This is a genomic window from Allochromatium tepidum, assembly GCF_018409545.1.
Classification (GTDB): domain Bacteria; phylum Pseudomonadota; class Gammaproteobacteria; order Chromatiales; family Chromatiaceae; genus Thermochromatium; species Thermochromatium tepidum_A.
Genome location: NZ_AP024563.1, coordinates 1,464,657 through 1,490,849 on the forward strand (window position 1 = coordinate 1,464,657; position 26,193 = coordinate 1,490,849).

General features: G+C 65.2%; 22 protein-coding genes and 1 tRNA gene. 17 read left to right on the forward strand and 6 right to left on the reverse strand.

The genetic code is table 11. The annotated features are described in order from the left end of the window. From Atep_RS07105 to Atep_RS07150, 10 genes are all read left to right on the forward strand, one after another. A complete protein-coding gene (locus tag Atep_RS07105; RefSeq protein WP_236786590.1) occupies positions 1-822 on the forward strand; it encodes a COG3904 family protein in 822 nt (273 codons plus the stop codon). Positions 823-1,029: 207 nt separating this feature from the next. Beyond that, complete coding sequence (locus Atep_RS07110) at positions 1,030-1,905, forward strand: RnfABCDGE type electron transport complex subunit B (RefSeq protein ID WP_213381128.1); 876 nt, start codon at positions 1,030-1,032, stop codon at positions 1,903-1,905. 138 nt (positions 1,906-2,043) lie between these two features. Further along, positions 2,044-6,978: a 2-oxoacid:acceptor oxidoreductase family protein gene (locus Atep_RS07115; RefSeq protein WP_213381129.1), complete on the forward strand. Its 4,935-nt coding sequence runs from the start codon at positions 2,044-2,046 to the stop codon at positions 6,976-6,978. A gap of 157 nt (positions 6,979-7,135) precedes the next feature. After that, on the forward strand, positions 7,136-8,506 hold the full coding sequence (rsxC, locus tag Atep_RS07120; protein WP_213381472.1) for an electron transport complex subunit RsxC: 1,371 nt from the start codon (positions 7,136-7,138) through the stop codon (positions 8,504-8,506). Positions 8,507-8,540: 34 nt separating this feature from the next. Continuing rightward, positions 8,541-9,569, forward strand: a complete 1,029-nt coding sequence (locus tag Atep_RS07125; protein WP_213381131.1) for an RnfABCDGE type electron transport complex subunit D — start codon at positions 8,541-8,543, stop codon at positions 9,567-9,569. Positions 9,570-9,581: 12 nt separating this feature from the next. Further along, positions 9,582-10,274 carry an RnfABCDGE type electron transport complex subunit G gene (locus Atep_RS07130; protein ID WP_213381133.1) on the forward strand — a complete coding sequence of 231 codons (693 nt, stop codon included), beginning with the start codon at positions 9,582-9,584 and terminating at the stop codon, positions 10,272-10,274. An 18-nt stretch (positions 10,275-10,292) separates the two neighbouring features. Further along, positions 10,293-10,955, forward strand: coding sequence for an electron transport complex subunit RsxE (rsxE, locus tag Atep_RS07135; RefSeq protein ID WP_213381135.1), 663 nt, complete (start codon positions 10,293-10,295; stop codon positions 10,953-10,955). Continuing rightward, positions 10,945-11,535, forward strand: a complete 591-nt coding sequence (locus Atep_RS07140) for an electron transport complex protein RnfA (RefSeq protein WP_213381138.1) — start codon at positions 10,945-10,947, stop codon at positions 11,533-11,535. Before rsxE ends, Atep_RS07140 begins: the two co-directional genes overlap by 11 nt. Next, positions 11,528-11,704 carry a hypothetical protein gene (locus tag Atep_RS07145; RefSeq protein WP_213381139.1) on the forward strand — a complete coding sequence of 59 codons (177 nt, stop codon included), beginning with the start codon at positions 11,528-11,530 and terminating at the stop codon, positions 11,702-11,704. The genes Atep_RS07140 and Atep_RS07145 overlap by 8 nt, the downstream gene beginning before the upstream one ends. 90 nt (positions 11,705-11,794) lie before the next feature. Beyond that, complete coding sequence (locus Atep_RS07150; RefSeq protein ID WP_213381140.1) at positions 11,795-12,658, forward strand: ferredoxin reductase domain-containing protein; 864 nt, start codon at positions 11,795-11,797, stop codon at positions 12,656-12,658. A gap of 98 nt (positions 12,659-12,756) precedes the next feature. Here the strand turns inward: Atep_RS07150 and ribF are convergent, their stop codons facing one another. From ribF to Atep_RS07175, 5 genes are all read right to left on the reverse strand, one after another. Continuing rightward, positions 12,757-13,716: a bifunctional riboflavin kinase/FAD synthetase gene (gene ribF / locus Atep_RS07155; protein WP_213381141.1), complete on the reverse strand. Its 960-nt coding sequence runs from the start codon at positions 13,714-13,716 to the stop codon at positions 12,757-12,759. Next, the gene (locus Atep_RS07160) at positions 13,713-14,984 is read right to left on the reverse strand and encodes a Coenzyme F420 hydrogenase/dehydrogenase, beta subunit C-terminal domain (protein ID WP_213381143.1); all 1,272 of its coding nucleotides are present in this window, start codon (positions 14,982-14,984) and stop codon (positions 13,713-13,715) included. The genes ribF and Atep_RS07160 overlap by 4 nt, the downstream gene beginning before the upstream one ends. Positions 14,985-15,107: 123 nt before the next feature. Beyond that, on the reverse strand, positions 15,108-16,457 hold the full coding sequence (iscB, locus tag Atep_RS07165; protein WP_213381144.1) for an RNA-guided endonuclease IscB: 1,350 nt from the start codon (positions 16,455-16,457) through the stop codon (positions 15,108-15,110). Between the two features lie 393 nt (positions 16,458-16,850). Then, entirely contained in the window at positions 16,851-17,222 is a 372-nt protein-coding gene (locus Atep_RS07170) for an HVO_A0114 family putative DNA-binding protein (protein WP_213381146.1), read from the reverse strand. Then, a complete protein-coding gene (locus tag Atep_RS07175) occupies positions 17,215-17,496 on the reverse strand; it encodes a toxin-antitoxin system TumE family protein (protein ID WP_236786594.1) in 282 nt (93 codons plus the stop codon). The genes Atep_RS07170 and Atep_RS07175 overlap by 8 nt, the downstream gene beginning before the upstream one ends. A 214-nt stretch (positions 17,497-17,710) precedes the next feature. Between Atep_RS07175 and bchI the strand changes: the two genes are divergently transcribed. The 6 genes from bchI (at position 17,711) to Atep_RS07205 (ending at position 24,774) form a co-directional block, all read left to right on the forward strand. After that, a complete protein-coding gene (gene bchI, locus Atep_RS07180; RefSeq protein ID WP_213381147.1) occupies positions 17,711-18,739 on the forward strand; it encodes a magnesium chelatase ATPase subunit I in 1,029 nt (342 codons plus the stop codon). Further along, entirely contained in the window at positions 18,736-20,556 is a 1,821-nt protein-coding gene (locus tag Atep_RS07185; RefSeq protein ID WP_213381149.1) for a magnesium chelatase subunit D, read from the forward strand. The genes bchI and Atep_RS07185 overlap by 4 nt, the downstream gene beginning before the upstream one ends. 110 nt (positions 20,557-20,666) lie before the next feature. Then, a tRNA-Ala gene (locus Atep_RS07190) sits at positions 20,667-20,742 on the forward strand. Positions 20,743-21,011: 269 nt separating this feature from the next. After that, positions 21,012-21,974: a cytochrome c3 family protein gene (locus Atep_RS07195; protein ID WP_213381150.1), complete on the forward strand. Its 963-nt coding sequence runs from the start codon at positions 21,012-21,014 to the stop codon at positions 21,972-21,974. After that, a complete protein-coding gene (locus Atep_RS07200) occupies positions 21,971-22,618 on the forward strand; it encodes a cytochrome b/b6 domain-containing protein (RefSeq protein WP_213381151.1) in 648 nt (215 codons plus the stop codon). The genes Atep_RS07195 and Atep_RS07200 overlap by 4 nt, the downstream gene beginning before the upstream one ends. Further along, positions 22,615-24,774: a multiheme c-type cytochrome gene (locus Atep_RS07205; protein ID WP_213381152.1), complete on the forward strand. Its 2,160-nt coding sequence runs from the start codon at positions 22,615-22,617 to the stop codon at positions 24,772-24,774. Before Atep_RS07200 ends, Atep_RS07205 begins: the two co-directional genes overlap by 4 nt. 19 nt (positions 24,775-24,793) lie before the next feature. On the opposite strand, the gene Atep_RS07210 is transcribed toward Atep_RS07205, so the two are convergent. Further along, positions 24,794-25,396, reverse strand: coding sequence for a YceI family protein (locus tag Atep_RS07210; RefSeq protein WP_213381153.1), 603 nt, complete (start codon positions 25,394-25,396; stop codon positions 24,794-24,796). A gap of 209 nt (positions 25,397-25,605) precedes the next feature. Between Atep_RS07210 and Atep_RS07215 the strand changes: the two genes are divergently transcribed. Next, positions 25,606-26,178, forward strand: a complete 573-nt coding sequence (locus Atep_RS07215; protein WP_213381155.1) for a nucleoside deaminase — start codon at positions 25,606-25,608, stop codon at positions 26,176-26,178. Positions 26,179-26,193 lie beyond the last annotated feature (15 nt).

Consider the following 26,193-nt stretch of genomic DNA (forward strand, 5'->3'; position numbering starts at 1 on the left):
GTGATCGTACTGACAGGGCTGATGCTGACCGGCTGCGTCCCCAGCGAGCGGCCCGACGCCGCGACGCCGCCGGATCGGGAAACGCTGCTCACGACCACCGCCTCCTGCCATCTGCTGCGTGTGGGCCAGACCAACGACGTAGCGGCCACGGATGCCACCGTCATCATTGCCGCTGATAAATACCACCTATCGATCACAGCCATCGTCGAGCGCGCCAATCGGATGGTCAAGGAGTACGAGCGGCGTCCATCCGATCTGATCGCGCGTGCCATGGAGGCCTGTGACCAGCTCGCCGAACTGACCGGCACCGCGCCCGCCCTGGTGCGCTTCGAGTCCGACGGTACCCTGCGCACGACCTGGCTGCGCATCGACGGCGTCGAGATCACGCCCGGATTCGCCCAGCGCACCATCACCGAGCTGCGTCTGCGCAAGGCGATCGGACTGGTCATCAACAGTCCCGGCGGCTCGGTCGACGAGGCGCGCAAGCTCGGGCGTTATCTGCGCGCCAATGGTCTGCGCACCGCCGTCGACGACTATTGCGCCTCGGCCTGTATCGACGTGCTGGCCGGCGGGGTCGAGCGCTACGCCACCCAGGGCGCGCGCATCGGCGTCCATCAGAGCAAGGTTCCGCCGCGCTACAGCAGTCACGAGGGCGGCCAGCTCTATGTCGCCGATGCCTTCCTCTATCTGCGCGAGATGGGCGTCGATGCCGATGTCGCCATCGCCGCCGCGACCGTGCCCAACGACCGTGTCCTCATCATCTCGCTCGCCGAGGCTCTGAGCGCTCGACTCATCACGGGAGTGGTGGAAGGATTCGAGTGAGTTCCAATACTCACGATTTACATAATTTGCAATTTTAATAGATCATAATTCCGTAAACTTCCCTCCGCTCCACGCTGGTGGTCTCCGCGTGCCCTGCCTCCAACGAGCACGGCTCCGACCTCCAGACATCCGAATTCCGATCTGGTAAGCGCCGTCATCATCCTCGGCGTCGCGCTCCCCTGATTGTCTCTGCCGGATTAGCTGTCTATGGCAACCATCCTAACCGCCGTGGGTTTCATGGCCGCGCTCGGCCTGCTGCTCGCCCTGATGCTGGTCATCGCCAACAAACGGCTCTATGTGTTCGAAGATCCCCGCATCGATCAGGTCGAGGATCTGTTGCCCAAGGCCAACTGCGGCGCCTGTGGCGAGGCCGGCTGCCGCCCCTTCGCCGAGAAGCTGGTCAAGGGCGAGATCGACCCGGCGCGCTGCTCCGTCAATGCCAAGTCGATGAATCAGATCATCGCCGACTTCCTGGGCGTGGAGCTGAGCGCGCGCGAGCGCTGGGTGGCGCGTCTGGCCTGTGACGGCGGCGGCAATGTCGCCTATCTGCGCGCCCAGTACAAGGGGCTGCCGTCCTGTCGCGCCGCCGCGCTGGTCTCGGGCGGCGGACGCGGCTGCACCTGGGGCTGTCTGGGCTTCGGCGACTGCGAGACGGTGTGCGACTTCGACGCGATTTATATGAACCGCCAGGGCATCCCGGTGGTGATCGAGGACAAATGCACCGCCTGCGGCGAGTGCGTCACCGTCTGCCCCAAGGATCTGTTCGAACTGCATCCGGTCAGTCACCGGCTGTGGGTCGCCTGCAAGAACCTGGAGTTCGGCGAGCAGGCCGAGCATCACTGCGAGGTCGCCTGTACCGCGTGCGGGCGCTGCGTCCAGGACTCGCCCGAGGGTTTGATCCGGCTCCGGGACAACCTCGCGGTGATCGATTATTCAAACAACGCACTGGCCTCCAAGGTCGCGATCGAGCGCTGCCCGACCGGCGCCATCGTCTGGCTGGAGGCCGATGGAACCGTCGTCAAGGGACGCGACGCGCGCAAGGTGCTGCGCAAGGGGACAAAGGGCGCCTTGCCGGCCGTCTGAGGCCGCGCGAGGTGGCGATGACCCGTCCGCAAGCCGCCGTCAGAGCGGTCGCGGCCGGACGACTCGACATCGAATCGGCTGTGAGCCGCCGACCCAGGTCCGACGGCTCCCCTTAGAGAATCAACACAGAGAAGGCCCATGTTCGGAAAGAAAGACGAAAAGCAGTTCAAGTACCCCGGCATCCGTATGGCGATGGACGGCAACAGTGCCGTCATCATGTGCGAGCGTGAGGCCTCGGATGCCGCCGGCGCTTATCCGATCACGCCGTCCACCCAGATGGGCGAGTACTGGGCCGAGGAAGTGGCCAATGGGCATCTGAACATCTCGGGCAATCCGCTGATCTTCGTCGAACCCGAGTCCGAGCACGCCGCCGCCGCCGTGACCGCCGGCATGTCGATGACGGGTCTGCGTGCGACCAACTTCTCGTCGGCGCAGGGCGTGGCCTTCATGCACGAGTCGCTCTACACGGCGGTCGGCAAGCGTCTGCCCTATGTGCTCAACATCGGTTCGCGCGCCATCACCAAGGCCAGTCTCAACGTCCACTGCGCCCACGACGACTATCACTGTATCGACGATACCGGCTTCTTCCAGGTCTTCGGCAAGAACGCCCAGGAAGCGGCCGACCTGAATCTGATCGCGCGCAAGATCGCCGAGCTGACCCTGACCCCGGCCGCCGTCGGTCAGGACGGCTTCCTGACCACGCACCTGATCGAGCCGCTCAACGTGCCCGAGCGCGCGCTGGTCGAGGAATTCTGCGGCCGTCCCGACGACATCATCGAGTGCCCGACCCCGGCTCAGCGTCTGGTCTATGGCCCGACCCGCCGCCGCGTGCCCCTGATCTGGGACGTCGACAACCCGGTCAGCTCGGGTACGGTGCAGAACCAGGACGCCTACATGCAGGCGGTCGCCGCCCAGCGTCCCTATTTCTTCGATCACATCGGGCCGATCGCCGATCAGGTGATGGCCGAATACTACGAACTGACCGGCCGGCGCTATGCGCGTGCGTCCGGCTATCGCTGCGAGGACGCCGAGTATGTGATCCTGGGCCAGGGCAGCATGGTCGTCCAGGCCGAGGCGGTGGCCGACTATCTGCGCGAGACGCGCAAGCTCAAGATCGGCGTCATCAATCTGACCATGTTCCGTCCCTTCCCCGGTGATCTGATCGGCCGGATGTTGCAGGGCAAGAAGGGCGTGGCCATCCTGGAGCGCACCGACCAGCCGCTGGCCGAGGATCTGCCGATCATGTGCGAGGTGCGCGCGGCGCTGGCCAAGTGCATGGAGAACGGCATGGTCGGCAAGGGCGAGGAGATCCCCTATACCCCCTATCCGACCTACAAGGCCGGCGACATGCCGCGCCTCTATTCGGGCTGCTATGGTCTGGGTTCGCGCGACCTCCAGCCTGAGGGGTTGATCGCCGCCGTCGAGAATATGATCCCCGGCGGCAAAGGTCGCACGTTCTTCTATCTGTCGATCGACTTCATGCGCGATCCGGCCGACCCCAAGGACGAGATCCGCCTCCAGCAGTTGAAGGACGCCTATCCGCGTATCGGTGAGCTGGCCCTGCGCGGCAGTGAGAACCCGAACCTGCTGCCCAAGGGCGCGATCACGGTGCGCATGCACTCGGTCGGCGGCTGGGGCGCCGTGACGACCGGCAAGAACCTGGCCATGACCCTCTATGATCTGCTGGGTTACGACATCCGCGCCAATCCCAAGTACGGTTCGGAGAAGAAGGGGCAACCGACCACCTACTTCCTCTCGGCGGCGCCCGAGCCGATTCGCCTCAACTGCGAATACACCTATGTCGACGTGGTCCTGAGCCCGGACCCGAACGTCTTCACCCACTCCAATCCGCTTGCGGGTCTGCATCGCGGCGGACGCTTCATCATCCAGTCGAGCCTGGAGAACGCCGAGCAGGTGTGGGCGAGCTTCCCGCCGGCGGCGCGCAAGTTCATCGTCGACAACGAGATCCGCGTCTACTTCATCGACGGCTTCAAGATCGCGCGTGAAGAGGCCTCCAACGCCGAGCTGCAATTCCGCATGCAGGGCAACGCCTTCCAGGGCGCCTTCTTCGCCGCCTCGCCCCTGATGGAGCGTGCCGGGCTGGACGAGAACGGTCTGTTCGCGGCCATCGAGGAGCAGCTGCGCGCCAAGTTCGGCGCCAAGGGCGAGCGCGTGGTGCAGGACAACCTGCGCATCGTGCGCCGTGGTTTCGACGAGATCGTCGAGATCACCGACAAGCCGCTGGTCGCCGGTCAGCTCATGACCCGCAAGGCGCCGAGCCTACCGATCATGCTCAAGGCCCTGCCCGAGGGCGAGGGCCGCATCTCCGACGTGCACCGTTTCTGGGATCAGACCGGCGCCTTCTACGCCGGCGGTCGCGGCAGCGACAATCCGGCCGATCCGCACATGGCGCTCTCCCTGATGCCGGCCTCGACCGGCGTCTATCGCGACATGACCCAGATCCGCTTCGAGTATCCGAAGTTCCTGCCCGAGAACTGTACCGCCTGCGGCAACTGCTTCTCGGTGTGCCCGGACAGCGCCATCCCCGGTCTGGTCAACAAGATTTCCGACGTCTTCGCCACCGCGATCAACCGCGTCGAGCGCGGGATGCCGACCCAGTATCTGCGCCGCGAGACCCGCAACGTCGAGAAGCGTCTGCGCGAGCTGGTCGAGACGGCGGGCGAGACGGCCGACATGCGCGCGCTCATGGATCAGGCCGTGCTGGAGACTCTGGCCGCCTTCAGCGGCGAGCCGGAGCAGAAGGCGATCGCCGAGAAGGAATTCGGTCTGATGATGGAGGCGCTCGGCGACTATCAGTTCGCCATCACCAAGCCCTACTGGACCAATCGCGAGAAGAAGCGGAAGGGCAGCGGCGGGCTGTTCAGCATCACCGTCAACCCCTATACCTGTAAGGGCTGTATGGAGTGTATCGAGGTCTGTAACGACGGCGCCCTGGTCGCCGAGCCGCAGACCGATGACAGCATCAAGCAACTGCAAGAACGCTGGGCCATGTGGCTGGATCTGCCGACCACCGACCCGGATTTCATCCGCATCGAGGATCTCGACGACAAGGTCGGGGCACTCGAAACCCTGCTGCTCGACAAGACCAACTATCAGTCGCTGGTCGCGGGCGACGGCTCCTGCATGGGCTGCGGCGAAAAGACCGCCGTGCATCTGTTCACCGCCACCGTGACGGCGCTGATGCAGTCGCGCGTCAAGAAGCATCTGGCCGAGATCGACGACCTGATCAACCGTCTGGAGACCCACATCCGGCTCAAGCTGACCTCGGGCATGGATCTCTCCAACTCGGCGGCGATCGCCAAGGCGCTCGACAGCCACAAGGACGCGGATCTGACCCTGTCCGGTCTCTCTGCCGAACTGGTCCATCAGGGCGCCCAGCCGGTCGATCCCGACTGGCTCAAGTGGGTCACGGGACTGCTGGCCAAGCTGCGTCACCTCAAGGCGCAGTACACCGACAAGCAACCGCGCGCCAATATGGGCTTCGTCAACGCCACCGGCTGTACCTCGGTCTGGGGCGCGACCTTCCCCTACAACCCCTATCCCTTCCCCTGGTCGAACAACCTGTTCCAGGATTCGCCCTCGGTGGCCCTGGGGCTGTTCGAGGGACACATGCGCAAGATGGGCGACGGCTTCAAGGCCATCCGTCAGGCGCGCATGGAGCTGGACGGTCAGTTCAAGCTGAACGATCCCGCTTGCCGGTTGAGCTATTTCGGCTGGAAGGACTTCAGCGATGAAGAGTGGCTGCTGTGTCCGCCGGTGGTCGCGGTCGGCGGCGACGGTGCCATGTACGACATCGGCTTCCAGAACCTGTCGCGCGCGCTCATGTCCGGCACCCCGGTCAAGATCCTGGTGGTCGACACCCAGAGCTATTCCAACACAGGCGGTCAGTCCTGTACCTCGGGCTTCGTCGCTCAGGTCGCCGACATGGCGCCCTACGGCAAGCAGTGGAAGGGCAAGACCGAGATCCGCAAGGAGATGGGTCTGATCGGCATGGCGCATCGCTCGGCCTTCGTGCTCTCCAGCTCGGCCTCGCACCTGACGCATTTGCTGGAAGGCTACATCGATGGTCTGAACTCACGCCGTCCGGCCCTGTTCAATATCTACACCTCCTGCCAGCCCGAGCACGGTATCGGCGACGACATGTCCAACCAGCACGGTCGCATGGCCGTGGAGTCGCGCGCCTATCCGCTGTTCCGCTTCGATCCGGACGCGGGCGTGAGTCTGGAAGAGTGCTGCTCGATCGAGGGCAACCCGGGCATCGACCGCGACTGGATCAGTTGGACGCTCAAGTACACCGACGAACAGGGCAACCCGGCGACGATGGAGGTACCCCTGACCTTCGTCGACTTCGCCATGACCGAGGGCCGCTTCCGCAAGCACTTCCGCAAGGCGCCGCCCGAGACCTGGAACGACACCATGATCCCGGTGCACGAGTTCCTGGATCTGGACGAGGACGAGCGCGAGGGGCTGCATCCCTACATCTGGGGCGTGGACGGCAAGAACCGTCTGATGCGCGTCCTGGTCGCTCAGGAGCTGATCCACAGCTGCGAGGAGCGGCGCTCCTACTGGACCCAGCTGCGCGGACTCTGCGGCGAACTGAACAAGGTCGACGTCGAGTCGGTGCGCAATCAGGCCAAGGCGGAGATCGCCCAGAAGCTCACCGCCAACCTGCTGGCGCTGGCGGTCGGGGAGGGCGGACCGGCCGGGCTGACCGGCGCGGCGCCCTCGAACGGTGCGGGTCACGGCGGCAATGGTGCGGCCCATGCCGGTGCGAACGGCTCGGGCAACGGCAGCGCCGAAGGCTGGGAGCCGGTCTGGGTCGAGACCCCCGAATGCACCGCCTGCGACGAGTGCGTCACCATCAACCCCAAGATCTTCAAGTACAACGGTGACAAGAAGATCGAGATCGCCGACCCCAAGGCTGGTTCCTACAAGGACATCGTCAAGGCCGCCGAGAAGTGTGCCGCCGGCTGCATCCATCCGGGGATGCCCTGGAACCCGGCCGAGGCGGGCGTCGACAAGCTCGTCAAGCGCGCCGAGAAATTCCAGTAAGACGCGGCTGTCGCCGACGCTCGATCTCCAGCTCCCGCGCTCCGGTGCGGGAGTCAATCCATCTTCGGTGGGTGAAGCGATGAAGCACCAAACAGCGGCACTGGATTCCAATTACGCGCCCCACAGCGGGCACTCCACTCTGATACAGCGGATCAGCATGGGTTTCACGCGGTTCCTCCATGGTCACAAGACCTTCGATCATGGCATCTATCCGGTCGAGCACAAGGAACTCACGGCCGGCAAACCGATCCGCCGTCTGCCCTTCGCCGACGAGCTGGTCATTCCCTTGCAGCAGCACAAGGGCCGCACCTCGGTGCCGATCGTCAAGGTCGGTCAGGAGGTGGTGCGCGGCGAGCCGATCGCGGTGGCCGATCATTTCGTCTCGGTGCCCATGCACGCACCGGCGACCGGCGTGATCCGGGCCATCGGGCTGGCGCCGACCGCCGAGGGGCCGAAGACCCAGGCGATCTTCCTCAAGGTCTATCATGCCGCCGGTCAGCAGGTGCTCTACGGTAGCGAGTGCGAACCCGAGCACATGAACGTCAAGGACATCATCCAAGCGGTGCAGGATGCGGGGCTGGTCGGACTCGGCGGCGGAGCTTTTCCGAGTCACGTCAAGATGCAGCCGCCGGCCGGGCGCGTGATCCATACGCTGCTGGTCAACGGCTGTGAGTGCGAGCCGTACCTGACCTGTGACCACCGCATCATGCTGGAGCAGACCGAACATCTGATCCGGGGCATTCGGATCGCACTGCGGGCCACGCGCGCCGAACGCGCCATCATCGGCGTCGAGGACAACAAGCTCGATGCCGTGAGCCATCTGCGGGCGCGCATTCCCAAGCATCTGCCGATCACGGTCGAGGCGGTCCGGACCAAGTATCCGCAGGGCGCCGAGAAGATGCTCATCACCGCGCTGCTCGATGCCGAGGTTCCGGCCGGCGGTCTGCCGGCGGATGTCGGCGTGGTGGTGTTCAACGTCGGTACCCTGGCCCAGATGGGCGAGCTGGTGCCGCAGGGACGGGGTCTGATCGAGCGCGTGGTCACGGTCAGCGGGCCGGCGGTCAAGAATCCGGGCAATTTCCTGGTGCCGATCGGCACCCCTGTGCGCTTCCTGCTCGATCAGGTCGGGCTCAAGGGGGAACTTGGGCAGGTGATCCTGGGTGGTCCCATGATGGGCATGGCCGTGTCCTCGCTCGACGTGCCCGTCACCAAGTCGGTCTCGGGCGTGGTGGCGCTGGAGCCGGAAGATCCGGCGCCGGCGCGGCGTCAGGTCTATCCCTGCATCAAGTGCGGCGAGTGTCTGCGCGCCTGTCCGGTCTCGCTCAATCCCTCGATGCTCGGTGAGCTGGCGGTGGCGCGCGAATACGGCGTCATGGCCGAGCAGTTCAATCTCGACCAGTGCTTCGAGTGCGGCTGCTGTGCCTTCGTCTGCCCGTCGAATATCCCGCTGACGCAGTATTTCCGCATCGCCAAGTCGATCAATCGCGATGCCCGGCGGCGGGACGAGGCCAAGCAAACCCGGCACTGAGCAACCACTGATTACTGAAGACTGATGACGAACCATGTCTAGAGGCATCGAAATCCGCACCTCACCGCATCTCAAGCGGGTGGTGACGGTCGACAAGATCATGCGCACCGTGGTGCTGGCGTTGCTGCCGATCGCGGCCTTCGCGGTCTGGCAGTTCGGGCTGAGTGCGCTGCTGCTGCTCCTGACCACCACCGGCGTGGCCATCCTGACCGAGTGGTTCTTCGCCCGTATCAGCGGGCGGGGCAACACGGTCTCGGACTGGTCGGTGGTCATCACCGGACTGCTGCTGGGACTGACCCTGCCGCCCGGCTTTCCGCTGTGGATGGCGGCGGTGGCCGCCTTCGTCGGCGTGGCGCTGGGTAAGGCGCTGTTCGGCGGCCTGGGCTACAACGTCATGAATCCGGCCCTGGTCGGACGCGCCTTCGTGCAGGCGGCCTTTCCGGTGGCCATCACCACCTGGACGCCGGCCTTCACGCCCGGCCGTTTCACCGAGATCATCCCCTCGACCCTGACGCCGCCCTTCATGCAGCCGATCCCGGTCGACGCCTGGGTCGCGAGTCTGAACATGGATGGCTGGACCGGAGCCACGCCGCTGGCGCTCCAGAAGTTCGAGCATATCGAGACGCCGATCATGGATACCTTCACCGGGATGATCGCCGGCTCGGCAGGCGAGACTTCGGCGATCCTGATCCTGATCTGCGGTCTGTGGCTGGCCTGGCAGCGGATGCTCGACTGGCGCATCCCGGTCAGCGTCATGGCCGGCGCGGTCCTGGTGGCCCTGCCGTTCTGGCTGCTCGATCCAAGTCTTTATCCGAGTCCCTGGTTCGTGCTCTGCTCGGGCGGGCTGATGCTGGGCGCCTGGTTCATGGCCAGCGACATGGTGGCCTCGCCCGTAACCTGGAGCGGCGCGGTGATCTATGGACTCTTCATCGGCGCGCTGACCGTGGTGATCCGGCTGTTCGGCGGTCTGGTCGAGGGCATCATGTATGCGATCCTGCTCGCCAATGCACTCGGGCCGCTGATTTCGAGCTGGACCCAGCCGCGCGTCTATGGCTCCAAATAGAGTAGGGCAGAGATGACCACCGACGTACAGATTCAACCTCAAGCGGCGTCCACGCCGGCCTGGGCCATGCTGCGCACCCTGGGCGGCATCGCGCTGCTATCCGGGCTGCTGGTGGCGCTGGTCTACCAGTTCACTTTACCCATCATCGCCGAGAATCAGCGTGTCCTGACCGAGAAGGCGGTGTTCCGCGTGCTGCCGGGGGCCGTGACTAAGCGCGATTTCGTCATCACGCCCGAGGGCGGACTGATGCCGGCCGAGGCAGGTGCGAGCGGCGATCTCGTCTATGGCGCCTATGACGCCGACGGCCGCTTGCTGGGTCTGGCCATCACCGGCTCGGGTCCGGGCTATGCCGGGCCGGTCAAGGTGATGTTCGCCTATGACCCGATCTGCGACTGCATCACCGGCAGCAAGGTGCTCCAGTCCAACGAGACGCCCGGTTTCGGCGACAAGCTCGACTTCGACCCCGACTTCCTCGAAAACTTCAAGGCACTCGACGCGCGTCTGAACGCCGAGGGCACGGCGCTCGCCAACACCATCGTCACCGTCAAGCACGGCACCAAGAGCGAGCCCTGGCAGATCGACGCCATCACCGGCGCGACCATCTCCTCGAACGCCATGGGCCGCGCGGCCAATGCCGCCGCACAACGCGCCGTACCGGCCATCGAGCGCGATCCGTCCGTGCTCGCCGCGCCGCCGTCGCCCTGAACCGCGAGATCCAGAGTCATGTCCGAACTGCTCAATCCGCAAGAGAAACTCACCCCGGACACCTTCCTGCGCGGTCTGTGGGAAGAGAACCCGGTGTTCGTGATGCTGCTCGGACTCTGTCCGGTGCTGGCAGTCACGAGTACGACCCTGAACGCGCTGGCGATGGGACTGGCGACGACCTTCGTGCTGGTCTGCTCCAGTCTGCTGGTGTCGCTGCTGCGTCACTGGATCCCCAAGCAGGTGCGCATCGCCAGCTACATCGTCATCATCGCCACCTTCGTCACCATCGTCGACTATGCGATCCAGGCCATCAGTCTGGAGCTGTACGCCGCACTGGGCGCGTTCATCCAGCTCATCGTCGCCAACTGCGTGATCCTGGGCCGCGCCGAGGCCTACGCTTCCAAGCAGCGGGTGCCGACGACCATCGTCAATAGCCTGGGCACGGGCGTCGGCTTCACGCTGGCGCTGCTGGCGCTCGGCACGGTACGCGAGGTCCTGGGCAACGGCACCCTGCTGGGCGTCTCGCTGTTCGGACCGGATTTTCAGCCCTGGCTGGTGATGATCCTGCCGCCGGGCGGCTTCTTCGTGCTCGGGGCCTGGCTGCTGCTGTTCAACTGGCTGCGTCTGACCAAGATCCGCCGCGCCGCGAAATTCACGGGAGCACCCGCCGATGCACGCTGAACCCCTGTCGCTGATCTTTCTCAACGCCGCCATCGTCAACAACTTCGTGCTGGCGCTGTTTCTCGGCATCTGCCCCTTCCTCGGCGTTTCGGCCAAAAAGGAGACGGCCTGGAACATGGGGCTGGCGACCATGTTCGTGATGCTGGTCAGCTCGGCCGCCGCCTATGGCATCAACTGGCTGCTGACCCAGCTCGGCTTGGAGTTCCTGCGCCTGATCTGCTACATCGCCGTGATCGCCTCGGCGGTGCAACTGGTCGAGATGTTCGTCAAGAAGACCAGTCCGGTGCTGTTCCGCTCGCTCGGCATCTTCCTGCCGCTGATCACCACCAACTGTGCCATCCTGGGTCTGGCATTGTTCCAGACCACCAAGGAATACGACTTCGTGCAGAGTCTGGTCTATGCGCTGGGCGCGGGTGTCGGCTTCACGCTGGCGCTGATGCTGATGGCGGGTCTGCGCGAAAAACTGGCGCTGGCCCGTGTGCCGAGCGTCAGTCAGGGCGCGGCCATGAGTCTGATGCTGGCGGGATTGCTGTCGCTGGCGTTCATGGGCTTCGCCGGACTGGGAGGCGGGCATGGTTGAGATCCTGCTCGCGCCTCTGGTGGTGTTTCTGGCGCTCGTCGGCTGGGTCGGCGTGCAGCAGCTCTATGCACGCTTTCAGGCCCGTTATCCGCAGCTCGGACCCTTTCGCGACTCGGGCGGCGGTTGCTCGTGCGGCAAGGGGTCGTGTTCCTCCAACAACGCTTGCTGATTTGCACCGAGCTGCTCGGTTCGCGTTTCTCTCGATCACATCAATGTATCCTCTTGCGGCCGGCGGTCGCCGGAGTGAAGGAGTGACTGGATGAGTCAACAAGACATCAAGTACATCGGCCCCACCGCCCCGGCGGTCATCAAGGCCAGCCAGCGCATCACGCCCGAGACCACCGACGAGGTGCGTCACATCACGCTCGAAGTGCTCGATCCCGCCTTCCAGTTCGTCGAGGGCCAAAGCATCGGCGTGCTGGTGCCCGGACCGCACGAATTCGGCAACGAGATGCACGTGCGCCGCTACTCGATCGCCAATGCGCGCAACGTTCCGGTCGGCGGCGGGGTGCATCTGGATATCCTGGTGCGTCGCTGTTTCTACATCGATGAGGTCAGCGGCGAGCGCTATCCGGGCGTGGCCTCCAATTATCTGTGCGATGCCAAGCCGGGCGACCAGATCACGATCAGCGGCCCCTATCTCAGCCCCTTCCGCATGCCGCTGGACAACCGCGCCAATCTGCTCATGATCGGCACCGGAACCGGGATTGCACCCTTCCGCGCCTTCGCCCAGCTCATCTACGAGCGTCGCGGCGACTGGAAGGGGCAGGTGCGGCTCTACTACGGCGGTCACAGCGGTCTGGATCTGATGTACGCCAACGACGAGACCAGCGACCTGACGCACTACTACGACGAGAAGACCTTCCAGGCCTTCCGTGCGCTGGGCACGAAGCCGCTGATGAGTTCCTCACAGGCGCTGGAGCAGGGGTTGACCGAACACTCTGCCGAGGCCTGGCGTCTGATGCGCGAGCCGAACACCCATGTGTTCCTCTCCGGTCTGAGCAAGGTCACGCAGGTGTTCGACCGGGTCATGGCCAAGCAGGCCGGCTCCGAGGTGGAGTGGAAGCAGCTCAAACAGCGGTTGATCGAGGATGGGCGCTGGTCGGAGCTGATCTACGACTGATCGAGTGTGATGGTAGGTGCGGTCGGATGCTCCGGCGTGGAGTCTCCGCCGCCCATGACGCCGTGTACTGATCGATGTCCGTTGAGTCCTGACGGCACTCAGACGATGGGTTGAGCGCCTAGGAACGCCCGCGCCGTCTCGGCATCGCGCCGGATCTGCGCCCGTAGCGCCTCGAACGACTCGAAACGCTGTTCATCGCGCAGACGCAGCACCAGTTCGACTTCCAGATGCCGGCCGTAGATCGATTGGTCGAAGTCGAACAGATGCACTTCCAGTCTTGCTGTGGTTCCGTCGACCGTCGGGCGTGTGCCGATGTTGGCCACGCCCGGCCAGGGTTCCGGCTCCTGCCCCAATCCGCGCACCCGCACCGCATAGACCCCGCGCACCGGGCTGACACGACGATGCAGCGCGATGTTGGCCGTCGGGAAACCGATGGCGCGCCCGCGCTTGTCGCCATGCACCACGCGACCTTCGAGACAATAGGGCCGACCGAGCAGATGCCGCGTCTGTTCCAGATCCCCGCGCGCCAGCGCCTCGCGCACCCGCGTGCTGCTGATGCGCTCGGCGCCGTGGGTGATGGTGTGCAGATCCTCGACCGCGAATCCGACCCCGTGCGTCTCGGCCTCGCGTCCCATGTCAGTCAGCAGCGCGAAATCACCCGCGCGTCCCCGCCCGAACCGGAAGTCGTCGCCGACCAGCAGAAAGCGCACGCCCAGCCCGTCGATGAGCAACCGCCGCACGAACTCCGGTGCCGACATCGCCGCCAGCCGTGGCCCGAACTCCAGCAGCATCACCCGCTCGATGCCGCTCGCGCGCAGTGCCCCGAGCTTCTCGCGCAACCGCGTCAACCGCGCCGGCGCCGACTCGGGCGCGAACACCTCCATCGGCTGAGGCTCGAAGGTGATCACGGTCGCCGGCAGTCCCAGCTCACGCCCGCGCGTCAGCAACCGCTGGAAGACCGCGCGATGCCCCAGATGCACCCCGTCGAAATTGCCGATCGTGGCGACACAGCCGCGATCGGCGGGGCGCAGATTGTGCAGGCCCCGGATCAGTCTCATTCTTCGGTCTGCGGAGCCAGCGGACGCCCGAAGACCTCAAGGTACTTGTCCGCATAGGGTGCGAGCGTCTGATAGACATGCTCGGGCACCACGCGCGCCTCGAAGCGCGGAAACTTACTGCGCACATAGTTCAGATTGCGCAGCAGCTTCATTTCGATGATGGCGCGCGCGAACTCCAGCCCCTTCGAGCCCTTCTTGCGCTGCATGTAGGCCACCAGCTTGCGCACCAGGAACGGCGACTTCTTGGCCCCCGGCGGCTGAGTCAGACGCGCGATGTAGTGCGGCATGCCGCGCGTGCGGTCGCCGCTCGAGGTCAGCTCGCCGATCTCCAGGTCCGGACGGATCAGCTCAAACAGCTCCTCGCCGATCTCGGTGCGCGCCAGTACCCACTGCCAGCCCAGTTCAGCACCCATGTAGCCGACGGTCAGGTCGCACAGCGTATTCGGATAGTCGAAGCAGGACAGACAGGAGGAGGGGAAGATCCCGTGCAGCTTGTCCATCGGGAAGTCGATGTAGTTGACGCGCTCTTTCCGGCCGTCCTCGTGGCGCATCCAGAGACTGAAGTCCTGCATGAACTCGTAGTGAACGATGGTCTGCGGCGAGCGCGAGACCTGGGTCAGGAAATATTCCAGATCCGGATAGGTGACGTTGTCGCTACAGGGGATGCCGATCACATAGAGCTTCTCCAGCCCGAGTTCGGCCTCGACCGCGCGCAGCATGTGCACCTGACAGCTTGTACCGATGAAAGCCAGTCGCTTGATGCCCTGTTCGCGCACCTGATCGAGCAGACGCAGATTGGGCGACAGACAGGGCTTGTTGCCGGCGGTGGCCAGGACGTCGGCCGGCGTGCGCGCCAGCACCGGCTCGGACTTGAAACGGGTGCCGGGCGCCGCGCCCGTGGTGATGACGGCCTCGACCTGACCCTGTTCAAGCAGGCGCGCACCGAGCGAGGTGACGATGCCGCTCCACTGCGCCTGGGGATTGGGTCGACGCATGCGTGCGGCGTACTGGGCGCGATGGATGCCGAAGCGCCCTTCGTCGTCGGACCGGCGCGTGCGACCGTGCAGGCGTTGTTCGATCTCGCTGGTCCGGTTGCGCACGAAGATGCAGGCCGAGGACATCCGTCCCTTGAGCGCGCTGTCGCACAGCCCGCAGTCGCTACAGAGCTTGGGCCGCCCCTGGAGCCGCGCGTCGCTGCTCAGGAGCGAGATGGTGTCGAGTCCCTTGGAGGGGCCGGTGTCCTGTGGGTCGAGCACGGCGTCGTTCATGCGGCGGCCTCGATGGCGCGCGCGGCGCGCGTGCTGGCGGGAAGGGTGGCGAAGATCATCAGCATTGCGCGAGAAACCCCGTCCTTCAGGGCGGTGAGGGATAGCGCGCGGCGCGTAGCGCCGTCAAGCCGCCCGTCTCGCTTCCTCCGTCTGTGGTTTGGGTTGAAATGAATAACCATAGCCGTCGGCACGCTGAAGGAGACGGCAATGGCGGTAGGAGATCCCCTGGACGGTTCCGCCCTGGGTTTGGATGTTGAACGATCCGGTTCGGCGCACCGCCACACGCCCGACATGCACACCGGCCTTCTTGCCTTTGGGCACCTCGGCGCGCACCCAATCGCCGGTCTGGAAGCCGTGGACGCGCTTTTCACGGGTGAGATAGCCGCGCGGGAAGCCGTTGTTGAACGTGCGCGTGCGGCTGTAAGCGCCGCGTCCGGTGGCGCGGATGGCCAGGACCGGGCGGTTCCAGTCCCGTAGCTGATCGACGGCGCCGACACAGGCGGCATCGAGGGCATGGGTCTTGGGGATGTCCAGGCGCGTGCGATTGAACTTGGTGCGTCCGCCCGAGCCGGTTTCGACCGCCAGACCCGTAGCTTTGAGCGCCGCGAACAGCGCCCAGCGCGTGGCATTGACGGCGGCGGCGTCCTGGAGCGGCGCTTGGGCCTGCGCTTGGATCTGTTTCAGGAGCACCGGCCGGCCCTTGAGAAACGCCTCGATCAGCCGGTTCCCCTTGAGTTCGTTGCAGGGCCGGCAGGCCAGCGTCAGGTTCGAGACCCGATCCGATCCGCCCCGGCTCTTGGGCTGGATATGCTCGATCTCCAGCGGCACGTGCGTCGCGCCGCAATAGGCACAGGTGCGGTTCCATTTCTCCAGCAGGTACTCACGCACTTCGTAGCCCGCCAGTTCGCCCTGTTGGTATTCGACCCCGCGGATCTCCGGGTTCTGCATGGCCTGAGTGTCGAACCGCACCAGTTCTTGACTGAGGGCGCTGATCGGGGCGATCCGGCACAGGCGCCGTACCCAGTTGACGGTGGTGTCGAGCCGATGCTGTAACGACGGCGGCAGCCGGCCCTCACGGCGAGTGCGGTTCAGGAAGCGCGGCGCCCGGTAGCGGGTCTTGCGAGACCGACGCGCGCGCCGGTACTGACGCCGAAGCGTCAGGGCGTCCCGGATCTGGTGACCGCGATGCGTCAGTTCACCAAACCATAGTCCATGCTCCAAGCGCTCGATCGCGCCCGTTTCAGGATCGTAGGTTTCGGATTCACGCACCAGGGCCAGTCCGGTGACACGGCTGCCCGGATCCAGCTTCAGGCGCAGCGGTTGAACCGCTCCGCCGAGCCGATCCTTCAGCCGAATGGTGAACGGGGCCGGACGCACCACCACGGCGCGTCCGCGCTCCAGTAACAGCCGCGCGCGTTTCTCCGTGCACGGCATCAGCGGACGTTTCTGTTTGTCGAGTACGAATACGGCCATTTTTCAATTCCTGCCCTTACGGGCCTAGTGACGGAGCCTCGCGGCTCGCTCCCCTCGGGAATGTCGGCAACCGGCTCTCACCTTGCGGTGACGATCGGAACCTTCGGCGTTTTACCTTGCGCCTGCATGATCCCGACCTTCCAGGGTCCGGGACTGAGGAAGCATCCCGGAGTGGGTCTCAGCGACCTGTTGCAAACGGAGCGGATGTTCACCGCTGTCCCTGGTCAACCCGGCTTGCGAGTCGCCTCACAAGCCCCCGCCTTCAGGCGGGGGTGGTGGACCGTTGTCGTCCTCCGGCAGATGGATCTGTGCTCGGGTCGAGCCGAACGGGGCGATATATTACGGGATAAGCACGCCCGGCGCGTCACTGTGCAAACAGCCGCAGCCAGTGCGTCAGGCTGCCTTCGCCCTGCCGACGCTGACCCGGACCTGGATTTCCTCCCAAGGGACGAAGATCTTGCCTGCCGCATCCTTCTCGATGAGGCCCAGGTCCAGCAGCTTGGTCACATCCGAATGCACGTTGCTGTAGTTGCGTCCCACCTGTTTGGCCAGTGCATGGATCGAAACCGGCCCCAGCCCCTTGAGGGCTTCGAGCAGCGCCATGCGCGCGGCCGTCAGCTCACCGAAGAGCTGGGCCGCACTGCTGAAGCCGAGATAGTAGTCGGCCTCCGGAACCGCTTCGCCCGCATCGACCAGGCGCGCTACCTCCAGCGCCTTGGCGAAGTAATCACCGGCGGCGGATGTTTCCACGATCGCTTTAGACATAATTCTCTCCTGCCAAACGGCGCACATCCTCGCGAAAATCCTCGATCAGACCGAGCAGGCTCTTGAAGCGATATGGCGTCTCGGTCTCGCCTTCGTGGCGATGATCGCCCTTGCCGCGCTCGTTATCGTAGCGCACCAGGCATCGGCCATGGCGACCGCAATAGAGCCGATATTTGAGACCGTGCGGACGTTCCGCCGAGGACTGCGGAAGACGCCAGACGACCATCTGCACCACAGTGCCATCCGGCCGGACTTCCTTCGTACTCAGAATCATCTGTGCTTGCATTGTTGCATCCTAGGCAATAACCCGAAGCTGAGCAATCCAAGATTTGCATCATGGAACTTGACCTTGCCTAGCGATGGGCGCTAGGGTCGCGAGTTCGATTTTCGCGCCCGCGCCTGAGCGCGCTCGATTCGGGTGCTCGCGCTCGCCAGACCCTATACCCATTTCGACACACTAGCAAACACTAGAACCAGGTTCGCCGCGTATGCCCATCCCTTTTCCCTTTTCCGCCATCGTCGCCCAGGAGGAGATGAAACGCTCCCTGCTGATGGCGGCCATCGATCCCTCCATCGGCGGCGTGCTCGTCTTCGGTGATCGTGGCACGGGTAAGTCCACGGCCATCCGTGGACTGGCCGCCCTGCTGCCGAAGATGCGCGCGGTCGACTGCACCTACAACTGCGACCCCGAGGCCGGTGACGACTATCTGTGCCAGGAGTGCCGCGCCAGGAAGGCCAAGAACGGCAGTCTCAAGAGCCGGCAGGTGCCGGTGCCCGTGGTGGATCTGCCGCTCGGCGCCACCGAGGACCGCGTCATCGGCGCACTCGATCTGGAGCGCGCCCTGACCAAGGGCGAAAAAGCCTTCGAGCCGGGCTTGCTGGCGCGCGCCCATCGCGGCTTCCTCTACATCGACGAGGTCAACCTGCTCGAAGACCATCTGGTCGACTCGCTGCTGGACGTGGCCGCGTCCGGTCAGAACCTGGTCGAGCGCGAGGGGTTGAGTGTGCGCCACCCGGCGCGCTTCGTGCTGGTCGGCTCGGGCAACCCGGAAGAGGGCGAACTGCGTCCGCAGTTGCAGGACCGTTTCGGTCTCTCGGTCGAGGTCAAGACGCCGACCGATCTGACCACGCGCATGAAGGTGGTGCGTCTGCGCGACGAGTTCGAGCGCGATCCCGAGGCCTTCGTCGAGAAGTGGAAGACCAAGGACGCCAAGGTCAGCCGCCAGATCCAGAAGGCCAAGAAGCTGCTGCCCGAAGTCGAGGTGCCGGACCGGACGCTCGAAGAAACGGCCAAGCTCTGCATCAAGCTCGGCACCGACGGTCTGCGCGGCGAGCTGACCGTGATCCGCTCGGCGCGTGCGCTCGCCGCGCTCCAGGGCGACAAGACCGTCACCGTCGATCACGTCAAGACCATTGCCGTCTCGGCGCTGCGCCATCGTCTGCGTCGCGACCCGCTCGACGAGTCCGGCTCGACCAGCCGTGTCGAGCGCGCGATCAAGGAGCTGTTCGGCGAATGAGCACACCCGGCCCGAATCCCGCTGTCGCGGACGGCGGCACACCGGCCCCGCTTCAGGCGGGTCCGGGCCACTCGCCCTGGGACGATGCCGTCCTGGCCGCCGTCCTGATGACGATCGATCCGGTCGGTACCGGCGGCGTGGCGCTGCGTGCGCTGCCCGGTCCGGTGCGCGATCAGTGGCTGTCGATCATGCGCGACCTCCAGCCCGAAGGCACGCCGATGCGGCGCATTCCGCTGCATGTGGCCGATGGGCGACTGCTCGGCGGACTGGATCTGGCGGCCACGCTCAACGCCGGTCGTCCGGTGGCCGAGAAGGGGCTGCTGGTCGAGGCCGACGGTGGTGTCATCGAGCTGTCGATGGCCGAGCGCATCGCGCCCGGTACCGCCGCACGGCTCAACATGGCTTTCGACTCGGGCGAGGTCATCCTGGAGCGCGATGGTCTGACCATGCGCACGCCCTCGCGCTTCGCTGTGGTCGCGCTCGACGAGGGCGTGGGCGAGGACGAGGGGCTGTCGAACGCGCTGCTCGATCGACTGGCCTTCCATCTGGAACTCAACTACGTCCGCTACGATCAGGCCATCGCTTGTGACTACACGGTCGAGGACGTGCTCGCGGCGCGGCCGCGTCTGCCCGGCGTCATGATCACCGATGCCCAGGTCGAGACCCTGTGCAATATCGCGCTGGCGCTCGGCATCCCGTCGTTGCGCGCCTCGATCTTCGCCAGCCGCGTGGCCTGTGCCCATGCGGCGCTCGAAGAACGCACCGAAGTGACCGACGAGGATCTGGCCGTTGCCGGACGTCTGGTGCTCGCTCCGCGTGCGACCCGGCTTCCGCCGATGGAGCCGCCGCCGGACGCCGAACCGCCGCCGCCCGAGCCGGAAGAGCCGAAGCAGGACGAGGAGCAGTCCAACCAGGAGCCGCAGGAACCCCAGGAGCTTCAGGACAAGATCCTGGAGGCGACCAAGGCGGCGATCCCGGCCGGTCTGCTGGCGCAGCTCCAGATGGGCAAGCTGCGCCGCTCGCGCGCGCGTGCCACCGGCAAGGCGGGTGCGGTCCGGAATGCGCCCTCGCGCGGACGTCCCGCCGGAGTGTTGCGCGGCGAGCCGCGCGCCGGACAGCGTCTGAACGTGATCGAGACCCTGCGCGCCGCCGCGCCCTGGCAGCGCATCCGCCGCGAAGAGCGGGCGCGCGCCGGCAAGCCGTCCAGCCGGCTCGAAATCCGTCAGGACGACTTCCGCATCACGCGCTTCAAGCACAAGTCCGAGAGCACGACCATCTTCGTGGTCGATGCCTCCGGCTCCTCGGCGCTGCACCGTCTGGCCGAGGCCAAGGGCGCGGTCGAGCTGCTGCTCGCCGACTGCTATGTGCGGCGCGATCAGGTGGCGCTGGTGGCGTTCCGGGGGCAGGGGGCTGAGGTGCTGCTGCCGCCGACGCGCTCACTGGTACGCGCCAAGCGCAGTCTGGCGGGATTGCCGGGCGGCGGCGGTACGCCGCTGGCCTCGGGCATCGATCTGGGGATGATGCTGGCCGACGGTGTGCAGCGGCGTGGCGGCACCCCGGTGCTGATCGTCATGACCGACGGTCGGGCCAATGTCGCGCGCGACGGTACGGGCGGGCGCACGCGCGCCAACGAGGAAGCGCTGGCCGCTGCGCGCATGGTGCGCTCGCTGGAGATCCCCGCACTGGTGATCGACACCTCGCCGCGTCCGCAGCCGCAGGGGCGTGAGCTGGCCAAGGAAATGGGCGCGGTCTATCTGCCGCTGCCGCATGCCGACGCCAACGCGCTCAATCAGGCGGTGCGGGCGACGGCGGGTTGATAGCGCTTCCGCCTCTTCGCACCGCTTGTCACGCCGATCGGAATGACGCAGAATGACAGCCGCTCGTCCTCCCCCATCGCGGGGGAGGGCGGCTGTCGATACCCGATCATGGGGCCGTAGCTCAGCTGGGAGAGCGTCGCGTTCGCAATGCGAAGGTCAGGGGTTCGATCCCCCTCGGCTCCACCAAATACCCGTCTCAAGCCGTTCCAAGCCATTCCGAAGCCCGCCTAAGTGTGGGTTTTTTTCTTGCCTATTCGTTCTGCAGCGTCTCATAGCGTCCATTGACATCGCGCGAAAGGATGGGGGCAAGATCCGGGGCACCTCACCAAGCCTTTTCGGACCAGTAGTCGCATTCGAGCCCCCATCGATTCATGCCGGTGATTGACGAATCAGGTTGGCCAACGACGGAGCGTTAGCTGAGGGGACAGACGATGCCAACGGGAGCGCTCCTACCCATGAACGATCAAGATCTCTCGGCCCGATCCGGCGGCCTGCTCGCCTTGGGCCTGCTGCTGATGAGCCTGCTGCCCGGCGCGATGCCGCCGGCCGAGGCCGCCATCCAGGGCCGGCTGGGCACCGACAATGCCGACTGCCTGCGCTGTCATCGCATGGAGACGCTCGGCTATCGCGACCCGCGTACCGGCGATTTCGTCGACCTGCACGTCGATGGCCGACGGTTCGGGCACTCGGCGCATGGCGAACTCCAGTGCATCGACTGCCACGAGGGCGACTTCGGACGATATCCGCATCCGCAGTCCGCGCTCGGGCAACGGCTCGACTGTGTCGGCTGTCACAAGGAGCTGCATAAAGCCGACAAACGCGCCTACACCTTCAAGACAATCGCCGAGGAATTCGCCCTCAGCATCCATGCCGTCTCGGACTCGCCCAAGGTCGAGGGCTTCGACTGTCATCGCTGTCACGACCCGCACGCCTTCCGCAACTCCGAGGTCGGGCAGCCGATCGCCGAGATCGTGCGCGCAGGCAATCAGCTCTGTCTGTCCTGCCACAAGAAGATCCGCGACCCGCACAACACCGCCCATCTCTGGCTGCCGAAACGCGACAAGCACTGGCAGTCGGTGCGCTGTCTCGACTGTCATACGCCCCTGACCGATCCGGGGCAGCCGGTCTCGCACCGGATCCTGGCCGCCAAGGACAGCAACTTCGACTGCGTCAGTTGTCATTCCAAGGAGGCGCGTCTGCTCGGCCGGCTCTATCAGTACCGCTCCGAAACGGAACTCGAGCGCCGGGGCCGGCTGTCGCAGGCGGTCTTCAACGAAGCCTATGTCGTCGGCATGAGCCGCAGTCCGCTGCTCGACGCCCTGGGGTTGGGCGTGATCGGTCTGACCCTGCTGGGGCTGATCGCGCACGGCTGGGGCCGCTATCGCGCCTATCGTCGTCTACGGGAGGATCGGTCATGAGCGCACTCTATCTCTATCCGCGCTGGCTGCGCGTCTGGCACTGGATCAATGCGCTGCTGTTCCTGGTGCTGATGTATACCGGCGCCAGTATGCACTTCGGCGGAGGCGGCCGGCTGATGCCGTTCGATCTGGCCGTCACGGTCCATAACACGGCGGGCATCCTGCTGACGCTCGGCTGGATCGGCTTCGTGGTCGGCAATCTGCGGACCGAGAACGGGCGGCACTACCGGATACAAGGGGCCGGCTTCGTCGACCGTCTGATCGTCCAGGGACGCTATTACGCCCAGGGCATCTTCCGCAACGAACCGCATCCCTTCCATGTCAGCGCCGGGATGAAGTTCAACACCCTGCAACAGCTCAGCTATCTGGGCGTGATGTTCGGTCTGATGCCGCTGCTGATCATCAGCGGCTGGTCGTTCCTGTTCTCAGTCGCGCTGCCCGAGACCCTGCTCGGTCTGCCGAGCGTGTGGCTGGTGGCCATGGCGCATCTGGCCATCGCCTATCTGTTGGTGCTGTTCCTGCTCGTGCACATCTACATCATCACCACCGGCGAGACGCTCACGACCAATCTGCGCGCCATGATCACCGGCTGGCACCGCGAGGACGCGCCGGGTTCCGACCCGCGCGAGGAGGCCAAGTCATGAATCCCATCGCCATACTCCTCGACCCCAGGACCAAGCGCCGGCTGTTCGTCGGCGGGTCGATCCTGATCGCCCTGATGCTGGCCTATCGCGTCCTCTATCCGCTGTTCTTCGACGCCTATGTCGGCAAGACCAACGCGCCCCTGACCTATGAGAGCGGCCAGCGGCTGACGGATGCAGAATTCGAGGCGCTCGCCCTATCCTTGAGCGAGGAGGCGCGTCGGCGCAAGGCCGAGTCGATCGTGGCCGCGGATCAAGACCCCTTCGCGCGTCAGGTCAAGATCGAGATGCTGATGAATACGGCCTCCGTCGTCCGCGACAGCGAGCCGAGCCACATCAAGTATTTCCGCGACGCCGGCATCCGTCGGTACGAAGGCCCCAAGACCTGTCTGACCTGTCACGCCACCATCGAGGTCGATCACGCCGACGGCACCCGCTCGACCGTGAACACGCTCGACGACATCGTGAACTCGGTACACTTCAAGTTCCAGAGCGACTCGGGCGGCTTCTCGACCTATGGCTACGACGGGCGTCAGGTGAACGCCGGTCCGCACAAGATCCCGGTCGGCAAGATCGACCGGGCCTGCGGCATTCCGGGCAGTTTCAGTTGGACCGGCTGGGCGGCCCTGATCGCGAGCCGTCCCGAGCACGTCGAGGAAGGGGAGATCGTGCTGCGCAGCGAGGGCTGCGGCCAGTGTCACATCGGCGGCAACTATCAGCCGGCGACCGAGAAGATGATGCCGATCGGCGACGTGCCGCGCACGGCCAAGGAGGGGATCGACTGTCTGATCTGTCACGCGACCGACTACGACATGAACCGGCGCGTCGTCATCCGCGACGACTATGGGTTGCGCTGGGATCAGGATCGCAGTCTGCGTGCGGCGCTCACCGTCGGCCCGATCAGCTCCGAGACCTGTCTGCGCTGCCACCAGCACAACATGGGCGGCGATGCCTATGCGCACAATGCCGCCGCCCAGTCGCTCGGCTACAAGCACCAGCGTCTGCTGCATCGCGGGGCCAAGCGCGGCAATCCCTTCAGCCCCGAGGACGACGCCCACGCCGCCGCCGGCATCCAGTGCACCGATTGCCACCGTCCCGAGGGCCACAAGATTCCGCGCGGGCGTATGGGCGTGGATCTGGTCGCCAACGATCTGCCGGACGCGGAGGTCTCGTGCGAGACCTGTCACACGCGAGCGCCCCACAACAACTCCAGGGACAAGGCACTGCTCAACGGCCATATCGCGCGTCTGGCCTGCGAGACCTGTCATATCCCGCGCCTGGAAGACAACAACGTGGTACTGCGCGACTGGGTCCATCCGACCTGGAACGCCGAGGAGGGGATCTGGGAGCCGACCGACGTCTATCGCTCGGGCGAACCGGGCAAGGGCTTCACCTATCTCTGGTTCAACGGCAACGGCACCTTTCTGGCCAATGCGCTGGGCAACAATCCGAACGGGGCCGACACCTATGATCCGCTGATGCGGCAGATCGCGCGGATCGACGACCCCGAGATCATCGCCGCCGTGCGCGCTAAGGCGGTCGAACTCAAGGAGCGCTATCCCGACATCGATGTCGAGCGCTATGTCCGGATGGCCACGGACCCGCTGTCGCAGCTCTCGCCCGAGCTGCTCGAACGGCGCCGCGCCATGATCCGGGACAACCTGCGCGCGGCCATGAACGACGGCGAGAGCCGGATCTATCCGTTCAAGCTCTTCAACGCCCTGATGTACGAGGACATGTCCAACCAGGGGCCGTTCGGGGCCATGATCCTGCCCTTCGACTACAACGTCTATTACGAGACGGGCAACACCCAGGCCGCCGTCGAGCGCGCGATCCAGGATCCGATCGTCCAACGCATGTATCAGGAGCCGTTCAAGCACTACATGATGGACGAATTCATGGCCTATTTCGGTGTCAGCGGCGGCTGGAAGACGATCTATCCGCTCGTCGACGGCCGGCTCGTCAATGTCGAGCCGCACTGGATGCGCCAGATGGGCACGCTCATGGTCAACCACGGCATCCGGCGTCGGGGGCATGACTGCGCCGACTGTCACGCACCCAACGGCATCATGGATTTCGAACGGCTCGGCTATACGCCCGAGCGGGTCGCCGAACTCCAGGATCCGGATCTGCTCAGACAGCCGCGGCTCACTGAGTAGTAGTCCGGACCCTGAGGCGTCAGTCGCTCTTGGCGGGCGTCTGGTTGAAGGTGACGACGAACACTACGGGCACCGCCTCGCTGATGCTCGGCAGTCCCGCGATCGCGCGCAGTTTCTCGACACCTTCGCTCAGCCCGAACTTGGAGGCCTCGATCAGCAGCGGCTCGGTGCTTGCGACCATCAGGGTATCGGCATCGAGCCGACCGACCATCATCGATAGGGTCAGTGTCTGACTCTGGCCATGCAGAGTCAGTTGGCCCTCGGCGGCCATGCGCTTGATCTGGCCGACGGGTAGCGATTCCAGAGCCTTGGGATCGATCCGTGCCTTGAGTTCGGCTTCTTTGTAATTGGCCGTGTCGAACAGGATTTCGCGCATGCGCTCATTGCGAATGGGCACCAGGGTCTCGACGCTGTCGAGCATCAGGGTCACGACGACCTGACCCTGGTCGTCGATCTGTCCGCGCATCTCCTTGAAATGATTGTTCTCGGGGATGTCTTTGGATTTGATGGTGACATAGGTCACGGCCGAACGTTCGGGGTCGAGGGTCCAGTCGGCCAGGACCGGTGAGGCGCTCAGAACGAGCGCCCCAGTCAGAGCAATGGACAGGATCGAGTCGCGCATCACAACCTCCAGATTCAAACGCTTGTCGTTGATGAGAACTCTCGGCCGACGAGCCGGGCGGATTCGAGACAGCGCCATCGAAACGTGCCCGATGCAGGTCCGCGAGAGCGGATGCGTCCTAAATTGGAACTGAAATACTCGGATACAAGACGCGCCGACGGATAATCGAGCCTTGGCGTGCATTGACTCAGCCATCGACGGAGACTGGAATGGAACAGCGAAACTCGATTCGGATCGAACTTCCGGCTTGGATCGACGAGGTGCTTGCCGCACGCGAGACGGACGATCTCGATGACACGGGACGCATGGCGCTGGTGCTGGATCTGGCGCGCGCGAACATCCGCGCCGGCACCGGCGGCGGTCCCTTCTCGGCGGCCATCTTCGAGCGCCGGAGCGGTCGACTGATCGCCGCCGGCGTGAATCTGGTGATCGCCTCGTGCTGCTCGATCGCGCACGCCGAGATGGTCGCCATCGGCATTGCCCAGCAGCGGCTCGGGCACTTCGATCTGCGTCAGGCCGTTCCGGGCGGCTGTGTGCTCTTCACCAGCGCCGAACCCTGTGCCATGTGCATGGGCGCCATTCCCTGGTCCGGCATCGAGCGCGTGGTCATCGGTGCGCGCGACAGCGACGTGCGCGCGATCGGCTTCGACGAAGGGCACAAACCGGCGGACTGGATCGCGGCTTATGCCCGGCGCGGCATCGAGGTGACGACGGATTTGTTACGCGCCGAGTCGGCGCAGATTCTGCGGGACTATGCCCAGGCGGGCGGGGCGATCTACTGAGGCCGGGGATCCGAG